The 16,373-nt window shown below is 61.5% G+C and carries 13 protein-coding genes; 8 read left to right on the top strand and 5 right to left on the bottom strand.

Annotation, left to right across the window (positions count from 1 at the left end):
• The first annotated feature begins 54 nt into the window (after positions 1 to 54).
• Complete coding sequence (gene sbcB, locus QMK50_RS08030; RefSeq protein WP_159997647.1) at positions 55 to 1,482, top strand: exodeoxyribonuclease I; 1,428 nt, start codon at positions 55 to 57, stop codon at positions 1,480 to 1,482.
• A gap of 99 nt (positions 1,483 to 1,581) precedes the next feature.
• Here the strand turns inward: sbcB and mvaT are convergent, their stop codons facing one another.
• Complete coding sequence (mvaT, locus tag QMK50_RS08025) at positions 1,582 to 1,956, bottom strand: histone-like nucleoid-structuring protein MvaT (protein ID WP_005790963.1); 375 nt, start codon at positions 1,954 to 1,956, stop codon at positions 1,582 to 1,584.
• 346 nt (positions 1,957 to 2,302) lie between these two features.
• Here mvaT and purU point away from each other — a divergent pair, with 346 nt between their 5' ends.
• Together purU and QMK50_RS08015 are read left to right on the top strand one after the other, a co-directional pair.
• The gene (gene purU, locus QMK50_RS08020) at positions 2,303 to 3,151 is read left to right on the top strand and encodes a formyltetrahydrofolate deformylase (RefSeq protein ID WP_095165714.1); all 849 of its coding nucleotides are present in this window, start codon (positions 2,303 to 2,305) and stop codon (positions 3,149 to 3,151) included.
• 71 nt (positions 3,152 to 3,222) lie between these two features.
• On the top strand, positions 3,223 to 3,396 hold the full coding sequence (locus QMK50_RS08015; protein ID WP_174244594.1) for a hypothetical protein: 174 nt from the start codon (positions 3,223 to 3,225) through the stop codon (positions 3,394 to 3,396).
• 18 nt (positions 3,397 to 3,414) lie between these two features.
• Here the strand turns inward: QMK50_RS08015 and QMK50_RS08010 are convergent, their stop codons facing one another.
• Positions 3,415 to 5,304 carry a methyl-accepting chemotaxis protein gene (locus tag QMK50_RS08010; protein ID WP_320332903.1) on the bottom strand — a complete coding sequence of 630 codons (1,890 nt, stop codon included), beginning with the start codon at positions 5,302 to 5,304 and terminating at the stop codon, positions 3,415 to 3,417.
• 191 nt (positions 5,305 to 5,495) lie between these two features.
• On the opposite strand from QMK50_RS08010, the gene QMK50_RS08005 reads away from it, so the two are divergent.
• On the top strand, positions 5,496 to 6,983 hold the full coding sequence (locus tag QMK50_RS08005; RefSeq protein WP_320332902.1) for a helicase HerA-like domain-containing protein: 1,488 nt from the start codon (positions 5,496 to 5,498) through the stop codon (positions 6,981 to 6,983).
• Positions 6,984 to 7,106: 123 nt separating this feature from the next.
• Here the strand turns inward: QMK50_RS08005 and QMK50_RS08000 are convergent, their stop codons facing one another.
• Entirely contained in the window at positions 7,107 to 7,562 is a 456-nt protein-coding gene (locus QMK50_RS08000; protein ID WP_095165711.1) for a DUF721 domain-containing protein, read from the bottom strand.
• A gap of 307 nt (positions 7,563 to 7,869) precedes the next feature.
• Between QMK50_RS08000 and secA the strand changes: the two genes are divergently transcribed.
• The 4 genes from secA (at position 7,870) to QMK50_RS07980 (ending at position 13,611) form a co-directional block, all read left to right on the top strand.
• The gene (secA, locus tag QMK50_RS07995) at positions 7,870 to 10,605 is read left to right on the top strand and encodes a preprotein translocase subunit SecA (RefSeq protein WP_095165709.1); all 2,736 of its coding nucleotides are present in this window, start codon (positions 7,870 to 7,872) and stop codon (positions 10,603 to 10,605) included.
• Positions 10,606 to 10,743: 138 nt separating this feature from the next.
• Positions 10,744 to 11,961 (top strand): bifunctional glutamate N-acetyltransferase/amino-acid acetyltransferase ArgJ, encoded by a 1,218-nt coding sequence (gene argJ / locus QMK50_RS07990; protein WP_320332901.1) that lies wholly within the window; start codon positions 10,744 to 10,746, stop codon positions 11,959 to 11,961.
• Between the two features lie 76 nt (positions 11,962 to 12,037).
• On the top strand, positions 12,038 to 12,670 hold the full coding sequence (locus QMK50_RS07985; protein ID WP_320332900.1) for a glutathione S-transferase family protein: 633 nt from the start codon (positions 12,038 to 12,040) through the stop codon (positions 12,668 to 12,670).
• Positions 12,667 to 13,611: a Nudix family hydrolase gene (locus QMK50_RS07980; RefSeq protein ID WP_159997639.1), complete on the top strand. Its 945-nt coding sequence runs from the start codon at positions 12,667 to 12,669 to the stop codon at positions 13,609 to 13,611. Before QMK50_RS07985 ends, QMK50_RS07980 begins: the two co-directional genes overlap by 4 nt.
• 96 nt (positions 13,612 to 13,707) lie before the next feature.
• On the opposite strand, the gene QMK50_RS07975 is transcribed toward QMK50_RS07980, so the two are convergent.
• Together QMK50_RS07975 and QMK50_RS07970 are read right to left on the bottom strand one after the other, a co-directional pair.
• Positions 13,708 to 14,289, bottom strand: coding sequence for a cob(I)yrinic acid a,c-diamide adenosyltransferase (locus tag QMK50_RS07975; protein WP_095165702.1), 582 nt, complete (start codon positions 14,287 to 14,289; stop codon positions 13,708 to 13,710).
• Positions 14,290 to 14,291: 2 nt separating this feature from the next.
• Positions 14,292 to 16,328 (bottom strand): ATP-binding protein, encoded by a 2,037-nt coding sequence (locus QMK50_RS07970; protein WP_095165700.1) that lies wholly within the window; start codon positions 16,326 to 16,328, stop codon positions 14,292 to 14,294.
• Positions 16,329 to 16,373: the final 45 nt, after the last annotated feature.

Genomic DNA, 16,373 nt, shown 5'->3' with positions numbered 1-16,373 from the left:
CGGCGCAGCGCTTGAGCGCCTAGACTTCGTCGGTCTCAAGTTCAGGAACAGCCCGTGACCTCTATCTTCTGGTACGACTACGAAACCACCGGGATCACCCCGCGCTGCGACCGCCCGCTGCAAGTGGCCGGGATCCGCACCGACTTCGAACTCAACGAGATCGATGCGCCGGTCAATCTCTACTGTCAGCCCAGCGACGACATCCTGCCGCATCCGGCCGCCTGCGCGATCACCGGGATCACCCCGAGTCGCCTGGCCGAGCAAGGTTTGAGCGAGGCGGATTTCATGACCCGGGTGCATGCCCAACTGGCAGCCCCGGGGACCTGCGGCGCCGGTTACAACACCTTGCGTTTCGACGATGAAATGACGCGCTACAGCTTGTACCGCAATTTTTTCGACCCCTATGCTCGCGAATGGCAGGGCGGTAACAGCCGCTGGGACCTGATCGACGTGGTGCGTGCGGCCTATGCATTACGCCCGGACGGCATCGTCTGGCCGCAGGAAGAAGGGCGTGTCACGCTCAAGCTCGAACGCCTGACGGCCGCCAACGGCCTGGACCATGGCCAGGCCCACGAAGCCTTGTCCGATGTGCGCGCCACCATTGCCCTGGCGCGGCTGATTCGTGACCGGCAGCCCAAGCTCTATGACTGGCTGTTCAAGTTGCGCAGCAAACAAAAAGTCATGGACCAGATTCGCCTGCTGCAACCGATGGTGCATATCTCCGGGCGCTTTTCTGCCGAGCGCAGTTATGTGGGCGTCGTCCTGCCGCTGGCCTGGCATCCGCGCAATCGTAATGCACTGATTGTCTGCGACCTGCACCTGGACCCCGAGGGCCTGCTGGCAGATGACGTCGAAACCCTGCGTCAGCGCCTGTACACCCGCCATGCGGATTTGCCCGAGGGGGCGCTTGCGGTGCCGCTCAAACTGATTCACATCAACCGCTGCCCGGTAGTGGCGCCGTTGTCGGTATTGCGGGCCGAGGATCAGCAACGACTGCAATTGGACATGGCGCTGTATCAGGCGCGGGCGCTGCGGCTAAGTGACGCACAGGAACTTTGGCGAGATAAAGTTCCAGCCATTTATGCCCTGGACGACTTCACCCCCAGCGATGACCCTGAGCAACAGTTGTACGATGGTTTCATTGGTGACCGTGACCGACGTTTATGCGAGCAAGTGAGAGCGGCCGACCCACAGCAATTAGCGCAAGAACAATGGCCGTTCGATGATGAACGTTTACCGGAATTATTATTTCGATATCGCGCGCGCAACTTCCCCGAGACCTTGAATGAACAGGAGCAAGAACGTTGGAAATTATTTTGCCAGCAGCGTTTGAGCGATGCTCGATGGGGAGCGCCCAATACCGTGCAGGCATTTGATCAAGCCTGCGAGCAATGGTCGCAGAATGCCGCGGGCGGAACGCTTGAGGTTCTGCAGGAATGGCGCGAGTACGTGGCGCTATTGCGCAAACGTTTGGATATTTGAAATGCCCTGATGAAATGTGTTGAATAACATGGATAAAAAAACGCCAGCGAAAGCTGGCGTTTTTTTGTTCGCAAGTGAACCTGCGAGACGGGTCGCGGCTTAGCCCAGCAGGGTTGCCCAGCCTTCAACCACGTCGCCGCCCCACTTGGCTTTCCACTCTTTCAGAGTCTTGTGGTTGCCACCTTTGGTTTCGATGACTTCGCCGTTGTGCGGGTTCTTGTATTGTTTAACCTTGCGTGCACGCTTGGTGCCGGTAGTTTTCACTGCGCCGCGTGGGGCTTTAACTTTAGATTCCGGATCCAGCAGGGCGATGATATCGCGCAGGGATTTGGAGTATTCGCCCATCAGGGTGCGCAGTTTGCCTTCGAATTCCAGCTCGGTTTGCAGTTTGTCGTCTTGGGACAGGTTCTTCAAACGGGCTTGCAGCTCTTTGATAGCTTCTTCGGTGGCGCGGTATTCGTTGATCAGGGACATGAGGACTACCTTATGTTAGGCACAGGATGCAGGGGACAGTGGCGCAATAATAGTCAGGGTGTTTCATCAAGTAAACATATAAGCGAACTTTTATTTGATTTGATTAGAGTCAATGGCAGACAAATACACTGACAGTTAAAACATCAGCGGTAATGATCACAGTTATTCACAAAGACCTTCTTGCGTATTCTCACAAGGCGTCCTGCGCCAGCATGCAGTGCTGCCAATCGGTCGACGACGGCCTGCTTGCGCAGGCGGCAGATGGGGCAATTGCTGATCAATACTGCAGTTTTTCTGCGCAATCGCTAGAATGGCGGCCTTTGCGAAGTTCTGGAGTTTTCCCCCTATGCGCACTTTTCGGCTAGTGATTGCTTGCCCGGACGGCGTCGGCATCGTTGCTAAGGTCAGTAACTTTCTGGCGTCACACAATGGCTGGATCACTGAAGCGAGCCATCACTCGGACAATCTCAGTGGCTGGTTCTTCATGCGTCACGAAATTCGGGCCGACTCCTTGCCGTTTGGTCTGGAGGCCTTTCGTGAGGCATTTGCCCCGATCGCCGAAGAGTTCTCGATGAACTGGCGTATCACCGACACCGCGCAGAAAAAACGCGTGGTGTTGATGGCCAGCCGTGAATCCCACTGCCTGGCCGACCTGCTGCACCGCTGGCACAGCGACGAGCTGGACTGCGAAATTTCCTGTGTGATCTCCAACCACAACGACCTGCGCAGCATGGTCGAGTGGCACGGCATTCCTTACTACCATGTGCCGGTGGATCCGCAGAACAAAGAGCCGGCGTTTGCCGAAGTGTCGCGCCTGGTCAAACAGCACGATGCTGAAGTGGTGGTGCTGGCGCGCTACATGCAAATCCTGCCGCCTGAGCTGTGCAGCGAGTACGCGCACAAGGTGATCAACATCCACCACAGCTTCCTGCCGTCGTTCGTGGGGGCCAAGCCTTACCACCAGGCGTCGATGCGTGGTGTGAAGCTGATTGGCGCCACTTGCCACTACGTCACCGAAGAGCTGGACGCCGGTCCGATCATCGAGCAGGACGTGGTGCGCGTCAGCCACAGCGATAGCATCGAAGACATGGTGCGTTTCGGCCGTGACGTCGAGAAGATGGTGTTGGCCCGCGGCCTGCGCTATCACCTGGAAGACCGCGTGCTGGTGCATGGCAACAAGACCGTGGTGTTCTGATTCGCCGCCGACAGGCACGAGGGCCTCAAGCGTTGTACGCTTGAGGCCCTTTTTTATTGAAGGTGCGGACCATGAGCGATCCACTGGACAAGGCCACCTCCACAGCCCCCGCCACCCTGGGTGAAGGCTGCCTGAGCCGTTACGACCCCGATGACTTGAGTAGCGAGGACGGCACCGAGTTTCCCGGTGCGGCCGAGTTGTGGCAGCAGTTACAGGACCAGCCGGAACCTGAAGGCAAGTCCTGACAGATCCTGCCAGCGCATTCAGATACGGAAGCTGCCCACCAGTTGCTTGAGGCGCGCCGCCTGTTGTTCCAGGTCGGAGCAGGCCCGCAAGGTCGACTGCAGGTTTTCCACGCCTTCCTGATTGAGGGTGTTGATCTCGGTGATGTCCACGTTGATCGACTCCACCACGGCAGTCTGTTCCTCGGTGGCCGTGGCCACCGACTGGTTCATGCCGTCAATCTCGCCAATGCGCAGGGTCACGCTATTCAGGCGCTCCCCGGCGAGGTTGGCGATCTCCACGCTGTCCTGGCTATGGCGCTGGCTGTCGCCCATGGTGCTGACCGACTCGCGGGCGCCGACCTGCAGCTCCTCGATCATGGTCTGCACCTGTTGCGCCGACTCCTGGGTGCGGTGCGCCAGGTTGCGCACCTCATCGGCCACCACTGCAAAACCGCGTCCGGCCTCACCGGCCCGTGCGGCCTCGATCGCCGCGTTGAGCGCCAGCAGGTTGGTTTGCTGGGAGATGCTGGTGATCACTTCGAGAATCTGCCCGATGTTCACGGTCTTGCTGTTGAGCGACTCGATGTTGCTGCTGGAAGCGCTGAGCATGCTCGACAGTTGATTCATCGCGGCGATGCTGCGATCGACCACTTGCTGGCCATCCTCGGCCAGGCTGCGGGCATCGCTGGCCTGGTGCGATGCTTGCGCGGCGTTGCGCGCGATTTCCTGGGTGGCGGCGCCCAACTGGTTGATGGCGGCCGCGACGCTGTTGGTGCGGCTCGATTGTTCATCGCTGTTGAGCATCGACGAGTTCGAGGCGCTGACCACCCGCAAGGCCACTTCGTTGACCTGCTCGGTGGCTGACGAGACTTCGCGGATCGAGCCGTGGATGCGCTCGACGAAGCGGTTGAACGCAACGCCCAGGGTGCCGAATTCATCATGGTTCTGGATGGTCAGGCGGCGGGTCAGGTCGCCCTCACCGTCGGCGATGTCCTGCATGGCGCGGGTCATGACGTGCAATGGCTGGATCAACAAGCGGATCAGCATGCCGAGCAGGGCGATGATCACGGTCACGGCAATCACCGTGGCGACGATTGCCGAAGTGCGGAACTCGCTGAGCATCGCGAAGGCGGTGTCCTTGTCCACGGACAGGCCGATGTACCAGTTGACCGATGGCAGGCCCTTGATCTGGCTGAAGGTGAAAATGCGCGTCTTGCCGTCCACCTCGACTTCGCTGAAGTCGCTGCCGATGCGCGGGGTGCTGTGCGGATAAGCCTCGCTGAGGGACTTCATCACCAGGGATTTGTCCGGGTGCACCAGGATCTTGCCGTCGGCGTTGACCAGGAAGGCATAACCCATGCCGTCGAAGTCCACGGCCTTGAGGTTGTCGATCAGGGTCTGCAGGCTCAGGTCGCCGCCCACCACCCCGACATTGCTGCCGGCTTTTTTCGAGGCGCTGGCAATGGAAATAATGGTCTGGCCGGTGGCCGCATCGACATAGGGTTCGGTCAGCGTGGCGCTGGCGCTGTTCTGCGCGCCGGTGTACCAGGGCCGTCCACGCGGGTCGAAGCCGTCGGGCATTTTCACATCGGGACGGATGGTGAAGCTGCCACCGGCATTGCCCAGGTAGGAGGCCATGAAGGTCGAAGTCAGGGCTTTTTGTTCCAGCAGCTCGGCGACGTGCGGATCATCGGCATTGATGGCGATGTTCTGCGCCAGGTTATCGATCAGAAGAATGCGCCCGGACAGCCAGGTCTGAATGTTGCTCGCGGTGACATCCCCCATTTCATTGAGGTAGCTGTCGAGGTCCTGGCGAATTGCATTGCGCTGCAGATAATCGTTGTACAGCGTAAATGTGGCGAACGCGGCAATGACGATAAGGGCGGCGGCAAGCAGGATTTTGTGGCTGAAGCGCAGATTGTTGTTCATGGCTTGTGGTGTCCGCTAATGTCTTATTGTGTGGGGCGTGTTGCGACAAAAAAGCGCGCACGATAGGCGCTGTGGCACATAAGCTGATATTTCCGTGGATCCTTAGGGAATTATCTGACCTGATATTCAGTCTGGTCTCTCGCTTATCTCTATCGGCTGTGTAGGACCAAAGCTTAATCATGGGTGACAAAATGCCTGATTCATTAAAACTCGTTATTGGTGCCGACCTTCAGGGCCAGCCGATTGCCCAGGCCATGCGCCTGGCCAACCGCCACGGATTGGTGGCGGGTGCCACCGGGACCGGGAAGACCGTCACCCTGCAACGCCTGGCCGAGGCGTTCAGTGATGCCGGGGTCGCGGTGTTTGCCGCTGACATCAAGGGCGACCTCTGCGGGCTGGGGGCGGCGGGTAATCCCCAGGGTAAGGTGGCCGAGCGGATTGCCGGCATGCCATGGCTCAACTACCAGCCGGCGGCCTATCCAGTGACGTTGTGGGATATCCACGGGCAGTCTGGTCATCCGTTGCGTACAACCTTGAGTGAAATGGGCCCGTTGTTGCTCGGCAGCCTGCTGGAACTGACGGACAGCCAGCAGTCGGCGCTGTATGCCGCCTTCAAGGTGGCCGATCGCGAGGGGTTGTTGCTGCTCGACCTCAAGGACCTCAAGGCTCTGCTTAACCACCTCAAGGACAACCCTGAGCTGCTCGGCGATGACGCCGCTCTGATGACCACCGGCTCCAGCCAGGCGCTGTTGCGGCGCCTGGCCACCCTGGAGCAGCAGGGCGCCGAGGCGCTGTTCGGCGAGCCGGCGTTGCAACTGCAGGACATCCTCGCCCCGGCCAGCGATGGTCGCGGGCGCATCCATCTGCTGGATGCCAGCCGCCTGGTGCATGAGGCGCCGAAGGTCTATGCGACCTTCCTGCTGTGGTTGCTGGCCGAACTGTTCGAGCAACTGCCGGAGCGCGGCGACGCCGAGAAACCGTTGCTGGCGTTGTTTTTCGATGAGGCGCACTTGCTCTTCGCCGGTACGCCCAAGGCCCTGCAGGAGCGCTTGGAGCAGGTGGTGCGGTTGATCCGTTCCAAGGGCGTGGGGGTGTATTTCGTCACCCAGTCGCCGGGCGACTTGCCGGATGACGTGCTGGCCCAGCTGGGTTTGCGCATCCAGCATGGGTTGCGGGCATTTACCGCCAAGGAGCAGAAATCCCTGAAGGCGGTGGCGGACGGCTTCCGCCCCAACCCGGCGTTCAGCGCCCTGCAAGTGCTGACCGACCTGGGGATTGGCGAGGCATTGGTCGGGACCCTGCAAGAGAAGGGCACGCCGGAGATGGTCCAGCGGGTGCTGGTGGCGCCGCCGCAATCGCGTATCGGACCATTGAGCGAAGCTGAACGTGCCGCGCTGATTGCCAGCTCACCGTTGGTCGGGCGTTACGACAAGCCGATCGACCGCGAGTCGGCCTATGAAGTGCTGGTGGGGCGCAAGGGCCTGGCGCCGGAGGCCGAGGCCGTGCCGGACAAGCCGGCGGCAGAGGGGCCGAGCTTCACTGAGCAGGCCGGCGAGTTTCTCGGCACCGCCGCCGGGCAAGCGCTGAAGTCGGCGATGCGCCAGGCGGCTAACCAGTTGGGCCGGCAGTTGGTGCGCGGGTTGATGGGATCGTTACTGGGGGGCAGCAAGCGCCGCTGAAGGTGTTTGTCGGAGCGCGCCGGACGGCGCTCCGCTTGCTCGGGAGGGCATTTGCCGTGTCACCACAAAGGTGGCGGGGTTGGCGCTGTCGCTAGCCTGCTCCCACCTTCATAAATGAATCGCTCAGGCCTTGGGCTTGGCGTGTGCCGCCAGGCGCTCCAGGGCTGCTCGCAGATTGGGATCGGTAATCCCGTCGGCCGTGGCCTGGATGGTGGCCGCCGCGTCGCTGGAGAGGTCCATGGTGTGGCCGGCCGCTCCTTGCTGCACGGTGGGCGGTTGAACCTTGAACAGAATCCGCGTCAGGCTGGCGAACTCGTCGAAGGCCTGCAATTGACGTTGCAGGCGTTTTTGCTGGTAGCGCAAGCGGGTGGCCCAGTGTCCGTCGGTGACGATCAACAGCAGGCTGCCTTCGCGCCAGGAGGCGACGTGGCAATGTTCGCGGGCGGCCGGCTGTAATTGGCTTTCGAGCAAGCGCTGCAAATGACCGAGGCGTTGTGCGTGGCCAAATATGGCTTTTAACGGTTTGGCTTCGCGTAGCAGAACGGCGGGTGCTCTGGCCGTAAGAGGGCGAAATGCCATGATCAGACACCTGAAGTAACAGAGCCGCCATGGTAGCAGAAAGCGCCGGATCCGCCCGAGCCATTGCTTTGTTACCGCTTTACTCATTAAATCAATGAGTAACTTCTGCTGCAAATGGCTTGAAGTTCAGTAAAAAGCCCTTATTTTAAGTGAGCCCCGTCACAACGCTGTGCCAGCATCGTGGAATAACGCCACTTTCCTCACCATCGTTTCCGGGTAGAATGCTCGTTCGCATGCGGCCATGAGGGCTGCTCGGGCGACTCACGGGGCCGCCCTCCATCCCTTTAGTGTGGAAGATCCTGCCGATATGTTTGCGCCTTTGTTAAAGAAACTTTTTGGAAGCAAGAATGAGCGTGAAGTCAAACGCATGCTCAAGACGGTGCAACTCGTCAATGCCTTCGAAGAGCGAATGGTGGCCCTTTCGGACGATCAATTGCGTGCCAAGACAGACGAGTTCAAGGCCCGCTTCGCCAAAGGGGAGACCCTCGACAAGCTGCTGCCAGAGGCCTTTGCGGTAGCCCGCGAAGCCGGCAAGCGCGTCATGGGCATGCGCCACTTCGACGTCCAGTTGATCGGCGGCATGACCTTGCACGAAGGCATGATTGCCGAAATGCGTACCGGTGAAGGCAAGACCCTGGTGGCGACACTGGGCGTTTACCTCAACGCACTGTCCGGCAAAGGCGTGCACGTGGTCACGGTGAACGACTACCTGGCCCGCCGCGATGCCAACTGGATGCGTCCGCTCTATGAATTCCTCGGCCTGACGGTCGGCGTGGTCACGCCGTTCCAGCCGCCGGAAGAAAAGCGCGCGGCCTACGCCTGCGACATCACCTACGGCACCAACAACGAATTCGGTTTCGACTACCTGCGCGACAACATGGCGTTCAGCATGGAAGAAAAATTCCAGCGCGAACTCAATTTTGCCGTGATCGACGAAGTCGACTCGATCCTCATCGACGAAGCCCGTACCCCACTGATCATTTCCGGTCAGGCCGAAGACAGCTCCAAGCTCTACATCGAGATCAACAAGCTGATCCCGCAACTGGAGCTGCATGTCGAGGAAGTGGAAGGCGTCGTCACCAAGGCCGGTCACTACAGCGTCGACGAGAAGACCCGCCAGGTCGAACTCAACGAAGCCGGTCACCAATACATCGAAGAAGTGCTGACCCGCATCGGCCTGCTGGCTGAGGGCGAGAGCCTGTACTCGGCGCACAACCTGGGCCTGTTGACCCACGTGTATGCCGGCCTGCGCGCGCACAAGCTGTTCCACCGCAACATCGAATACATCGTGCAGGATGGCCAGGTAGTCCTGGTCGACGAACACACCGGCCGTACCATGCCGGGCCGTCGTTTGTCCGAAGGCCTGCACCAGGCCATCGAGGCCAAGGAAAACCTGAACATCCAGGCCGAGAGCCAGACCCTGGCATCGACCACCTTCCAGAACTACTTCCGTCTGTACAACAAACTGTCCGGCATGACCGGTACAGCCGACACCGAAGCGTTCGAATTCCATCAGATCTATGGCCTGCAGGTCATGGTCATCCCGCCGAACAAGCCGCTGGCGCGTAAAGACTACAACGACCTGGTGTTCCTCACCGCGGACGAGAAGTACGCCGCCATCGTCACCGACATCAAGGAAAGTATGGCTGCGGGGCGCCCGGTTCTGGTGGGCACCGCGACCATCGAAACTTCCGAGCACATGTCGCGCCTGCTCGATAAGGAAGGCATCGAGCACAAGGTCCTGAACGCCAAGTTCCACGAAAAGGAAGCCGAGATCATTGCCCAGGCCGGTCGCCCAGGCGCGCTGACCATTGCCACCAACATGGCCGGTCGTGGTACCGACATCCTGTTGGGCGGTAACTGGGAAGTGGAAGTGGCTTCCCTGGAAAACCCGACGCCGGAACAGATCGCCCAGATCAAGGCCGACTGGCAGAAGCGTCACCAGCAAGTGCTCGAGTCGGGCGGCCTGCAGGTGATTGCCTCGGAACGTCACGAATCGCGCCGTATCGACAACCAGTTGCGTGGTCGTGCCGGTCGTCAGGGTGATGCCGGCTCCAGCCGCTTCTACCTGTCGCTGGAAGACAGCCTGATGCGTATTTTTGCCTCTGACCGGGTGAAAAACTTCATGAAGGCCCTGGGCATGCAGCCTGGCGAAGCGATCGAGCACCGCATGGTGACCAACGCCATCGAAAAGGCCCAGCGCAAGGTTGAAGGTCGTAACTTCGACATCCGCAAGCAATTGCTGGAGTTCGACGACGTCAACAACGAACAGCGTAAAGTGATCTATCACATGCGTAACACGTTGCTGGCCGCCGACAACATCGGTGAGACCATCGCCGACTTCCGCCAGGACGTACTCAACGCCACCGTTTCGGCGCACATTCCTCCGCAGTCGCTGCCTGAGCAGTGGGACGTTGCCGGTCTGGAAGCGGAACTGGAAAGCGGTTTCGGGGTGAAGCTGCCGATCCAGCAATGGCTCGACGAAGACGATCACCTGTACGAAGAGACCCTGCGCGAGAAGCTGATGCAGGAGCTGATCGCCGCCTACAACGAAAAAGAAGACCAGGCGGGCGCCGAAGCCCTGCGTACCTTCGAGAAGCAAATCGTGTTGCGCGTGCTGGACGACCTGTGGAAAGACCACCTGTCGACCATGGACCACCTGCGTCACGGTATCCACCTGCGTGGCTACGCCCAGAAGAACCCGAAGCAGGAATACAAGCGCGAGTCGTTCACGCTGTTCTCCGAGCTGCTGGATTCGATCAAGCGCGACTCGATCCGGGTCCTGTCCCACGTTCAGGTACGCCGCGAAGATCCGATCGAAGAAGAGCAACGCCTGCGCCAGGAAGCCGAGGCGCTGGCCGCCCGCATGCAGTTCCTGCACGACGAAGCGCCTGGCCTGGAGCAACCGGAGCTGTTGGGTGAAGAGGTCGATGTGGCCCTCGCCACCGCGCCGGTACGCAACGAGCAGAAGCTGGGCCGCAACGAGCTGTGCTACTGCGGTTCGGGCAAGAAGTTCAAGCATTGCCACGGGCAGATCCAGTAAAACCCGTCGTCAACGCTGAAATACCCGCGCCGCGACCGGCATCAGCCGTCGCGGCGTTTTACCATTCGAAGCACCAACGCCGCGCGCCGAAAAGCGTGGCGATCCGGGTGCAGACATTATCTAGTGAGGAGCGCATTCATGGCTGTTGGTCTTGGTCCTTTGCCTACGTTGCACCCGGTTGCCGGTTTTGAACTCGGTATCGCTTCGGCTGGCATCAAGCGCCCTGGGCGCAAGGATGTCGTGGTCATGCGCTGTGTCGAAGGCTCGACCGTCGCTGGGGTGTTCACCTTGAACGCCTTCTGCGCCGCACCGGTGATCCTGGCCAAGCAACGGGTCCAGGGCGCGGTGCGTTACCTGCTGACCAACACCGGCAACGCCAACGCTGGCACCGGTGAGCCGGGCCTGGCGGCCGCCGAGCGGACCTGCGCCAAACTGGCCCAACTGACCGGCGTCGACGCGAGCCAAGTGCTGCCGTACTCCACTGGGGTGATCGGCGAACCGCTGCCGGTGGAGAAAATCGAAGGCGCGTTGCAGGCGGCCCTCGATGACCTGTCGCAAAACAACTGGGAAGCCGCGGCCACCGGGATCATGACCACTGACACCCTGCCCAAGGGCGCCAGCCGGCAGTTCCAGCACGACGGCGTGACCATCACCGTAACCGGCATCAGCAAAGGCGCGGGGATGATTCGTCCGAACATGGCGACCATGCTGGGCTACATCGCCACCGACGCCAAGGTGTCCCGCGAAGTGCTGCAGAACCTGCTGCTGGACGGCGCGAACAAGTCGTTCAACCGCATCACCATCGATGGCGATACCTCGACCAACGACTGCTGCATGCTGATCGCTACCGGCCAGGCGGCCCTGCCGGAAATCACCGAGGCCAGCGGTCCGTTGTTCGCGGCGCTCAAGCAAGCGGTGTTCGAGGTGTGCATGGACGTGGCGCAGGCCATCGTGCGTGACGGCGAAGGGGCGACCAAGTTCGTCACCGTGGAAGTCAACGGCGGTGGCAATCACCAGGAATGCCTGGACGTCGGCTACACCGTGGCGCACTCGCCGCTGATCAAGACCGCGCTGTTCGCCTCCGACCCGAACTGGGGCCGGATCCTCGCCGCCGTCGGCCGTGCCGGCGTGCCGAACCTGGACGTGAGCAAGATCGACGTGTTCCTTGGCGAGGTGTGCATCGCCAGCCGTGGCGCACGCGCAGCCAGCTACACCGAAGCCCAGGGCTCGGCGGTGATGCAGCGTGAGGAAATCACCATTCGCATCGAACTGGGCCGTGGTGACTGCAGCGAAACCATCTGGACCACCGACCTGTCCCACGAGTACGTGAAGATCAACGCCGAATACCGCACCTGACGCACTCCGGGCAGGCCTTGCTCCTCCTATAGGAGCAAGGCCTGCCACTTGTCCCCTCAGCCAAAGGTCCCCGAACATGAGCTACCACCTGATCATCGGCGACAAACTGCATTCCTCCTGGTCCCTGCGCGGTGCCCTGGCACTGGATCTCGCTGGCGCGACCTACACCGAAGAACTGATCAAACTCAACCAGCCCGATACCCGCGAGCGGTTGCTCAAGCATTCGCCGACGGCCAAGGTGCCTCTGCTCAAGACCGAGCACGGGACCATTGCCGATTCGCTGGCGATTGCCGAGTACCTGGTCGAGCGTTTCCCGGACGTGGGGCTCTGGCCCAAGGACATCGCTGCTCGCGCCCAGGCGCGTTCGGCGTGTGCACAGATGCACAGCGGCTTTTTTGCCATGCGCGGCAACATGCCGTTTGACCTGAGCCGTGACGCGCCACTGACGCCGATGCCGGCCGAGGTGCAGGCAGAGATCCAGCGGATGCTGGCGCTGTGGGCCGAGTGCCGCGCCGCCGCCACTGAAGCCGGGCCGTTCCTGTTCGGCACGGTCAGCCTGGCCGATGCGTTTTTTGCCCCGATTGCCGTGCGTTTGCGCACCTATCGGGTCGAACTGCCGGCGGCCGACGCGGCCTATGTCGAGACGATTTACCAATGGCCAGCCTTCAAGGCCTGGCAGCAAGCCGGCCTGGAGGAAGTAGCGCGGTGAAACGAGTCCATGTAGCCGCAGCGGTGATCCGCGATGCCAGCGGCAAGATCCTGATCGCGCGTCGCGCCGATAGCCAGCACCAGGGCGGTCTTTGGGAGTTTCCCGGGGGCAAGGTCGAGGAGGGCGAGTCGGTTCAGGCCGCGCTCGCCCGCGAATTGCAGGAGGAGCTGGGTATCGGCGTCACGGCCGCACGGCCGTTGATCAAGGTCCAGCATGATTATCCGGATAAGCAGGTGCTGCTGGACGTCTGGGAGGTGTCGGCCTTCAACGGCGAACCCCACGGTGCCGAAGGCCAGCCATTGGCCTGGGTCACTGCACGGGAGCTGGGCGACTACGAATTTCCCGCGGCCAACCAGCCGATCGTTGCGGCGGCGCGCTTGCCCGCTGAATATCTGATTACCCCAGAGGACCTGGAAACCCCGGCCCTGCTGCGCGGAATCCAGAAAGCCATCGCCGGCGGCATCAAGCTGATCCAGCTGCGGGCCCCCAACGGTTACGACCCCAAGTACCGCGATCTGGCGGTGGATGCGGTCGGCTTGTGCGCTGGCAAGGCACAATTGATGCTCAAGGGGCCGTTCGAGTGGTTGGGGGATTTCCCCTCGGCCGGTTGGCACATCACGGCGGCACAACTGCGCAAGTACGCCAGTGCCGGGCGTCCGCTGCCGGCTTCGCGCTGGTTGGCGGCGTCCTGTCATAACGCCGAGGAGTTGAGCCTGGCCGAGCAGATGGGCGTGGACTTTGTCACCCTGTCGCCGGTACAACCGACCCAGACTCATCCTGACGCTGTGCCATTGGGCTGGGAGCAGGCTTCGCAGTTGATCGCCGGTTTCAGCAAGCCGGTGTTCCTGCTGGGCGGGGTCGGTCCTGAAGAGCGGCAGAAGGCCTGGGACGCAGGGGCCCAGGGTGTCGCAGGGATTCGGGCGTTCTGGCCTGGGGCCTGATGGGGTGTTGCGGGCCTCTTCGCCGGCAAGCCGCTCCTATTGTGGGAGCGGGCTTGCCCGCGATGACGGCCTTGAATACGCGGCTAGTCTAGGGGGCTAAGCCTCAGGTTTAGCCGCCGCCTGCCACAGAATCTCGCTGACCCCCTGGCGCTTGGCAATCAGGCGTGCCGCCACGAATAGCAGATCCGACAAACGATTGATGTAGGCCAGGCCCACCCCGGCCAACGGCTCGATTGCATTCAACTGTTGGCAACGGCGTTCGGCACTGCGGGCCAGGCTGCGGCAGACGTGGGCCTGGGCGATCAGCGCCGAGCCACCTGGCAAAATGAAATTCTCCAGTGGCCCCAGTTCCTCGTTCCAGCTATCGATGGCCGACTCCAGGCGTTCGACTTCCGCCCCATTCAGTGCCTGGTACACCGGCATCGCCAGTTCGCCACCGAGGTCGAACAGGCGATGCTGGCACGGCTCCAGGACTTCGCTGACTTGCCTCAGGCCAGGATAGACCTCGCTCTGCTCCGCCAGTGCCGCCAGCAGCAGGCCGAGCTGGCTGTTGAGGGTGTCGACTTCGCCGATGGCTTCGACGCGCGGATGGTCCTTGGGCACGCGGCGACCGTCGCCCAGCCCGGTTTCGCCGGCGTCGCCGGTGCGGGTGTAAATCTTCGACAGGCGAAAGCCCATGCTTAGCGCTCCAGTTGTTTGAGTTCGTGAGAGGCGAGGGGGGAGCCGGCCAGGGGTAGGCGCAAAGTGAAGCAGGTGCCTTGGCCCAGGGTCGACTGCACTTCCATCTGGCCTTTGTGGTTGTTGGTGATGATGAAGTACGACACCGAAAGCCCCAGGCCTGTGCCCTGGCCGATTTCCTTGGTGGTGAAGAAGGGTTCGAAGGTGCGTTTGCGCACGTTTTCGCTCATGCCGATACCGTTGTCTTCGACCTGGATCTCGGCCCAGGGCGGGTTCAGGCGGGTGCGCAGGATGATGCGCCCGGGTTCGCTGTCGTCTTCGCGCAGGTGAATCGCCTGGGCTGCGTTTTTCAGCAGGTTGAGCAGCACTTGTTCCAGCTCGTTGGCGGTGCCGGGCACCGGCCCCAGTTGCGGGTCGAACTGGCGAATGATGGCCTGGCCCTTGAAGTCGAAGCCAATGGCCAGGTCGAAGTCGTTGCCGGCAATCTCCACGGCCTGGTCGATCAGGGCCGGCAGGTCGCAAGGGGCCATCTGCCGGTTGCTGCGGCGGCTGAAGCTGAGCATATGGGTGACGATCTTCGCGGCGCGGGCTCCGGCCTGCTGGATGCCATCCAGCAGTTGTGGGACTTCCCGGCTTTGCAGGTACTGATTGACGTTATCCAGTTCGACACCAACCTGCTCGGCGGTCTCGAGGTTTCTTGGCAACTCGTTCGACAGGCGCCGGCGGATGTTTTGCACGTTGTGCAGGATGGCGCCCAGGGGGTTGTTGATTTCGTGGGCCATACCCGCCGCCAGGCCGCCGACCGAAAGCATCTTCTCCGACTGCACCATCATTTCTTCCAGGGACAGGCGCTGGGTGATGTCGTCGATCCGAATCACCACGCCGCGCCCAGCCCCACCCATCAGCGGATAGAAGGTCAGGGCGTAGTGCTTGGCTTCATCGTCCTTGACCCAGGTGACCCGTTCGATCTTGACCACGCTGTGCTGCTCGACGGTTTCCTTGAGCTGCGGCAGGAACGGCTTGAGCGGCTCAAAGGCGAGGAAGATCGGCTGGTTCAGCGCTTCGTCCAGGCGGGTCCCGGAAAGCGCGCTGGCCTCCTGGTTCCACTGGGTCACGTAAAGTTGCTCATCGAGGGCGATCAACGCCGAGGGCATGGAATCGATGATGCTGTTGAGGTAGTTCTGGAACCCGGTGAGCTTCTTCTCGATCTTGCTGCGTACCTGGACTTCCAGCTCCAGCTTGCGGTTGGTGTGCCGGGTTTCCTCGGCGAGGCCCTGGGCCTGGTCGTAGGCGGCCTGGGAGTCGTCGCGGGCGCGCTTGAGTTGTTGTTCACGGGCTTCGATGCGCGAAAGCATGGTGTTGAAGGCTTCGGCGAGGCTGCCGATTTCATCGAGGTTGCCCCGGGAGGCACGCAGTGCGTAGTTCTCCTCGCGGGTGACCTGGCGCGACAGCTCTTCGAGTTGATGGATTGGCTGGGTAATCAGGCGTTTGATCTGCTGGGCGATCAGCAGCCACAGCAGCACGCTGAAAATCAGGATCCCCAGGCTGGCGGTGAACGTGCCCGTGTAGAACGCCACCGGCAATTCGCTACTGGCCACCAGCAGCAAATGACCGGGCTCCTGACCCGGGCGCAGCAGGGTGATCACTTGATTGCTGCGAAACTCGGTGGCTTGCCAGCCTTCGATATGGCGATAGCGCTTGGGCAGCTCAAGGGGGTCGCCCCGTTGCACCTGGGCCAACAGTCGACCCTGGGCGTCGTACAGCGCGGCGGCGCGCAACGGCGTATAGCTGTTGAGTTCGTTGAGCAGTTTTTCCCCATCCGCGGGCGAGTTCAGGGCCTGGCTGGCGATCGACGGGTTGGCGACCAACCGGCCGATGGTCTGCAGGGCTTGTGGCGCCATGCTTTCCTGGGAGATCCAATAGGCGGCGCTGATAAAGGTCAGGTTGGCCACCAGCAGGACGGTGATCAACAGCACCAACAGGGCAGCCAGCAGTTTCTGGCCGACCGGTAGGTTTTCAAGGCGCTGGCGCAAGGGCATCGGGGTCGTCGCTGAAGTAGAACAGGAGGCCAGCGTAGCCGCTGC

The organism is Pseudomonas sp. P5_152 (assembly GCF_033989915.1).
Classification (GTDB): Bacteria; Pseudomonadota; Gammaproteobacteria; order Pseudomonadales; family Pseudomonadaceae; genus Aquipseudomonas.
This window is presented reverse-complemented; position numbering and strand designations above follow the sequence as displayed.

Excerpts from the sequence above, each read along its gene's own strand:
- mvaT (WP_005790963.1), bottom strand. The coding sequence starts at position 1,956 with ATGTCCCTGATCAACGAATACCGCGCCACCGAAGAAGCTATCAAAGAG.
- purU (WP_095165714.1), top strand. The coding sequence starts at position 2,303 with ATGCGCACTTTTCGGCTAGTGATTGCTTGCCCGGACGGCGTCGGCATC.
- QMK50_RS08015 (WP_174244594.1), top strand. The coding sequence starts at position 3,223 with ATGAGCGATCCACTGGACAAGGCCACCTCCACAGCCCCCGCCACCCTG.
- QMK50_RS08010 (WP_320332903.1), bottom strand. The coding sequence starts at position 5,304 with ATGAACAACAATCTGCGCTTCAGCCACAAAATCCTGCTTGCCGCCGCC.
- QMK50_RS08005 (WP_320332902.1), top strand. The coding sequence starts at position 5,496 with ATGCCTGATTCATTAAAACTCGTTATTGGTGCCGACCTTCAGGGCCAG.
- QMK50_RS08000 (WP_095165711.1), bottom strand. The coding sequence starts at position 7,562 with ATGGCATTTCGCCCTCTTACGGCCAGAGCACCCGCCGTTCTGCTACGC.
- secA (WP_095165709.1), top strand. The coding sequence starts at position 7,870 with ATGTTTGCGCCTTTGTTAAAGAAACTTTTTGGAAGCAAGAATGAGCGT.
- argJ (WP_320332901.1), top strand. The coding sequence starts at position 10,744 with ATGGCTGTTGGTCTTGGTCCTTTGCCTACGTTGCACCCGGTTGCCGGT.
- QMK50_RS07985 (WP_320332900.1), top strand. The coding sequence starts at position 12,038 with ATGAGCTACCACCTGATCATCGGCGACAAACTGCATTCCTCCTGGTCC.
- QMK50_RS07975 (WP_095165702.1), bottom strand. The coding sequence starts at position 14,289 with ATGGGCTTTCGCCTGTCGAAGATTTACACCCGCACCGGCGACGCCGGC.
- QMK50_RS07970 (WP_095165700.1), bottom strand. The coding sequence starts at position 16,328 with ATGCCCTTGCGCCAGCGCCTTGAAAACCTACCGGTCGGCCAGAAACTG.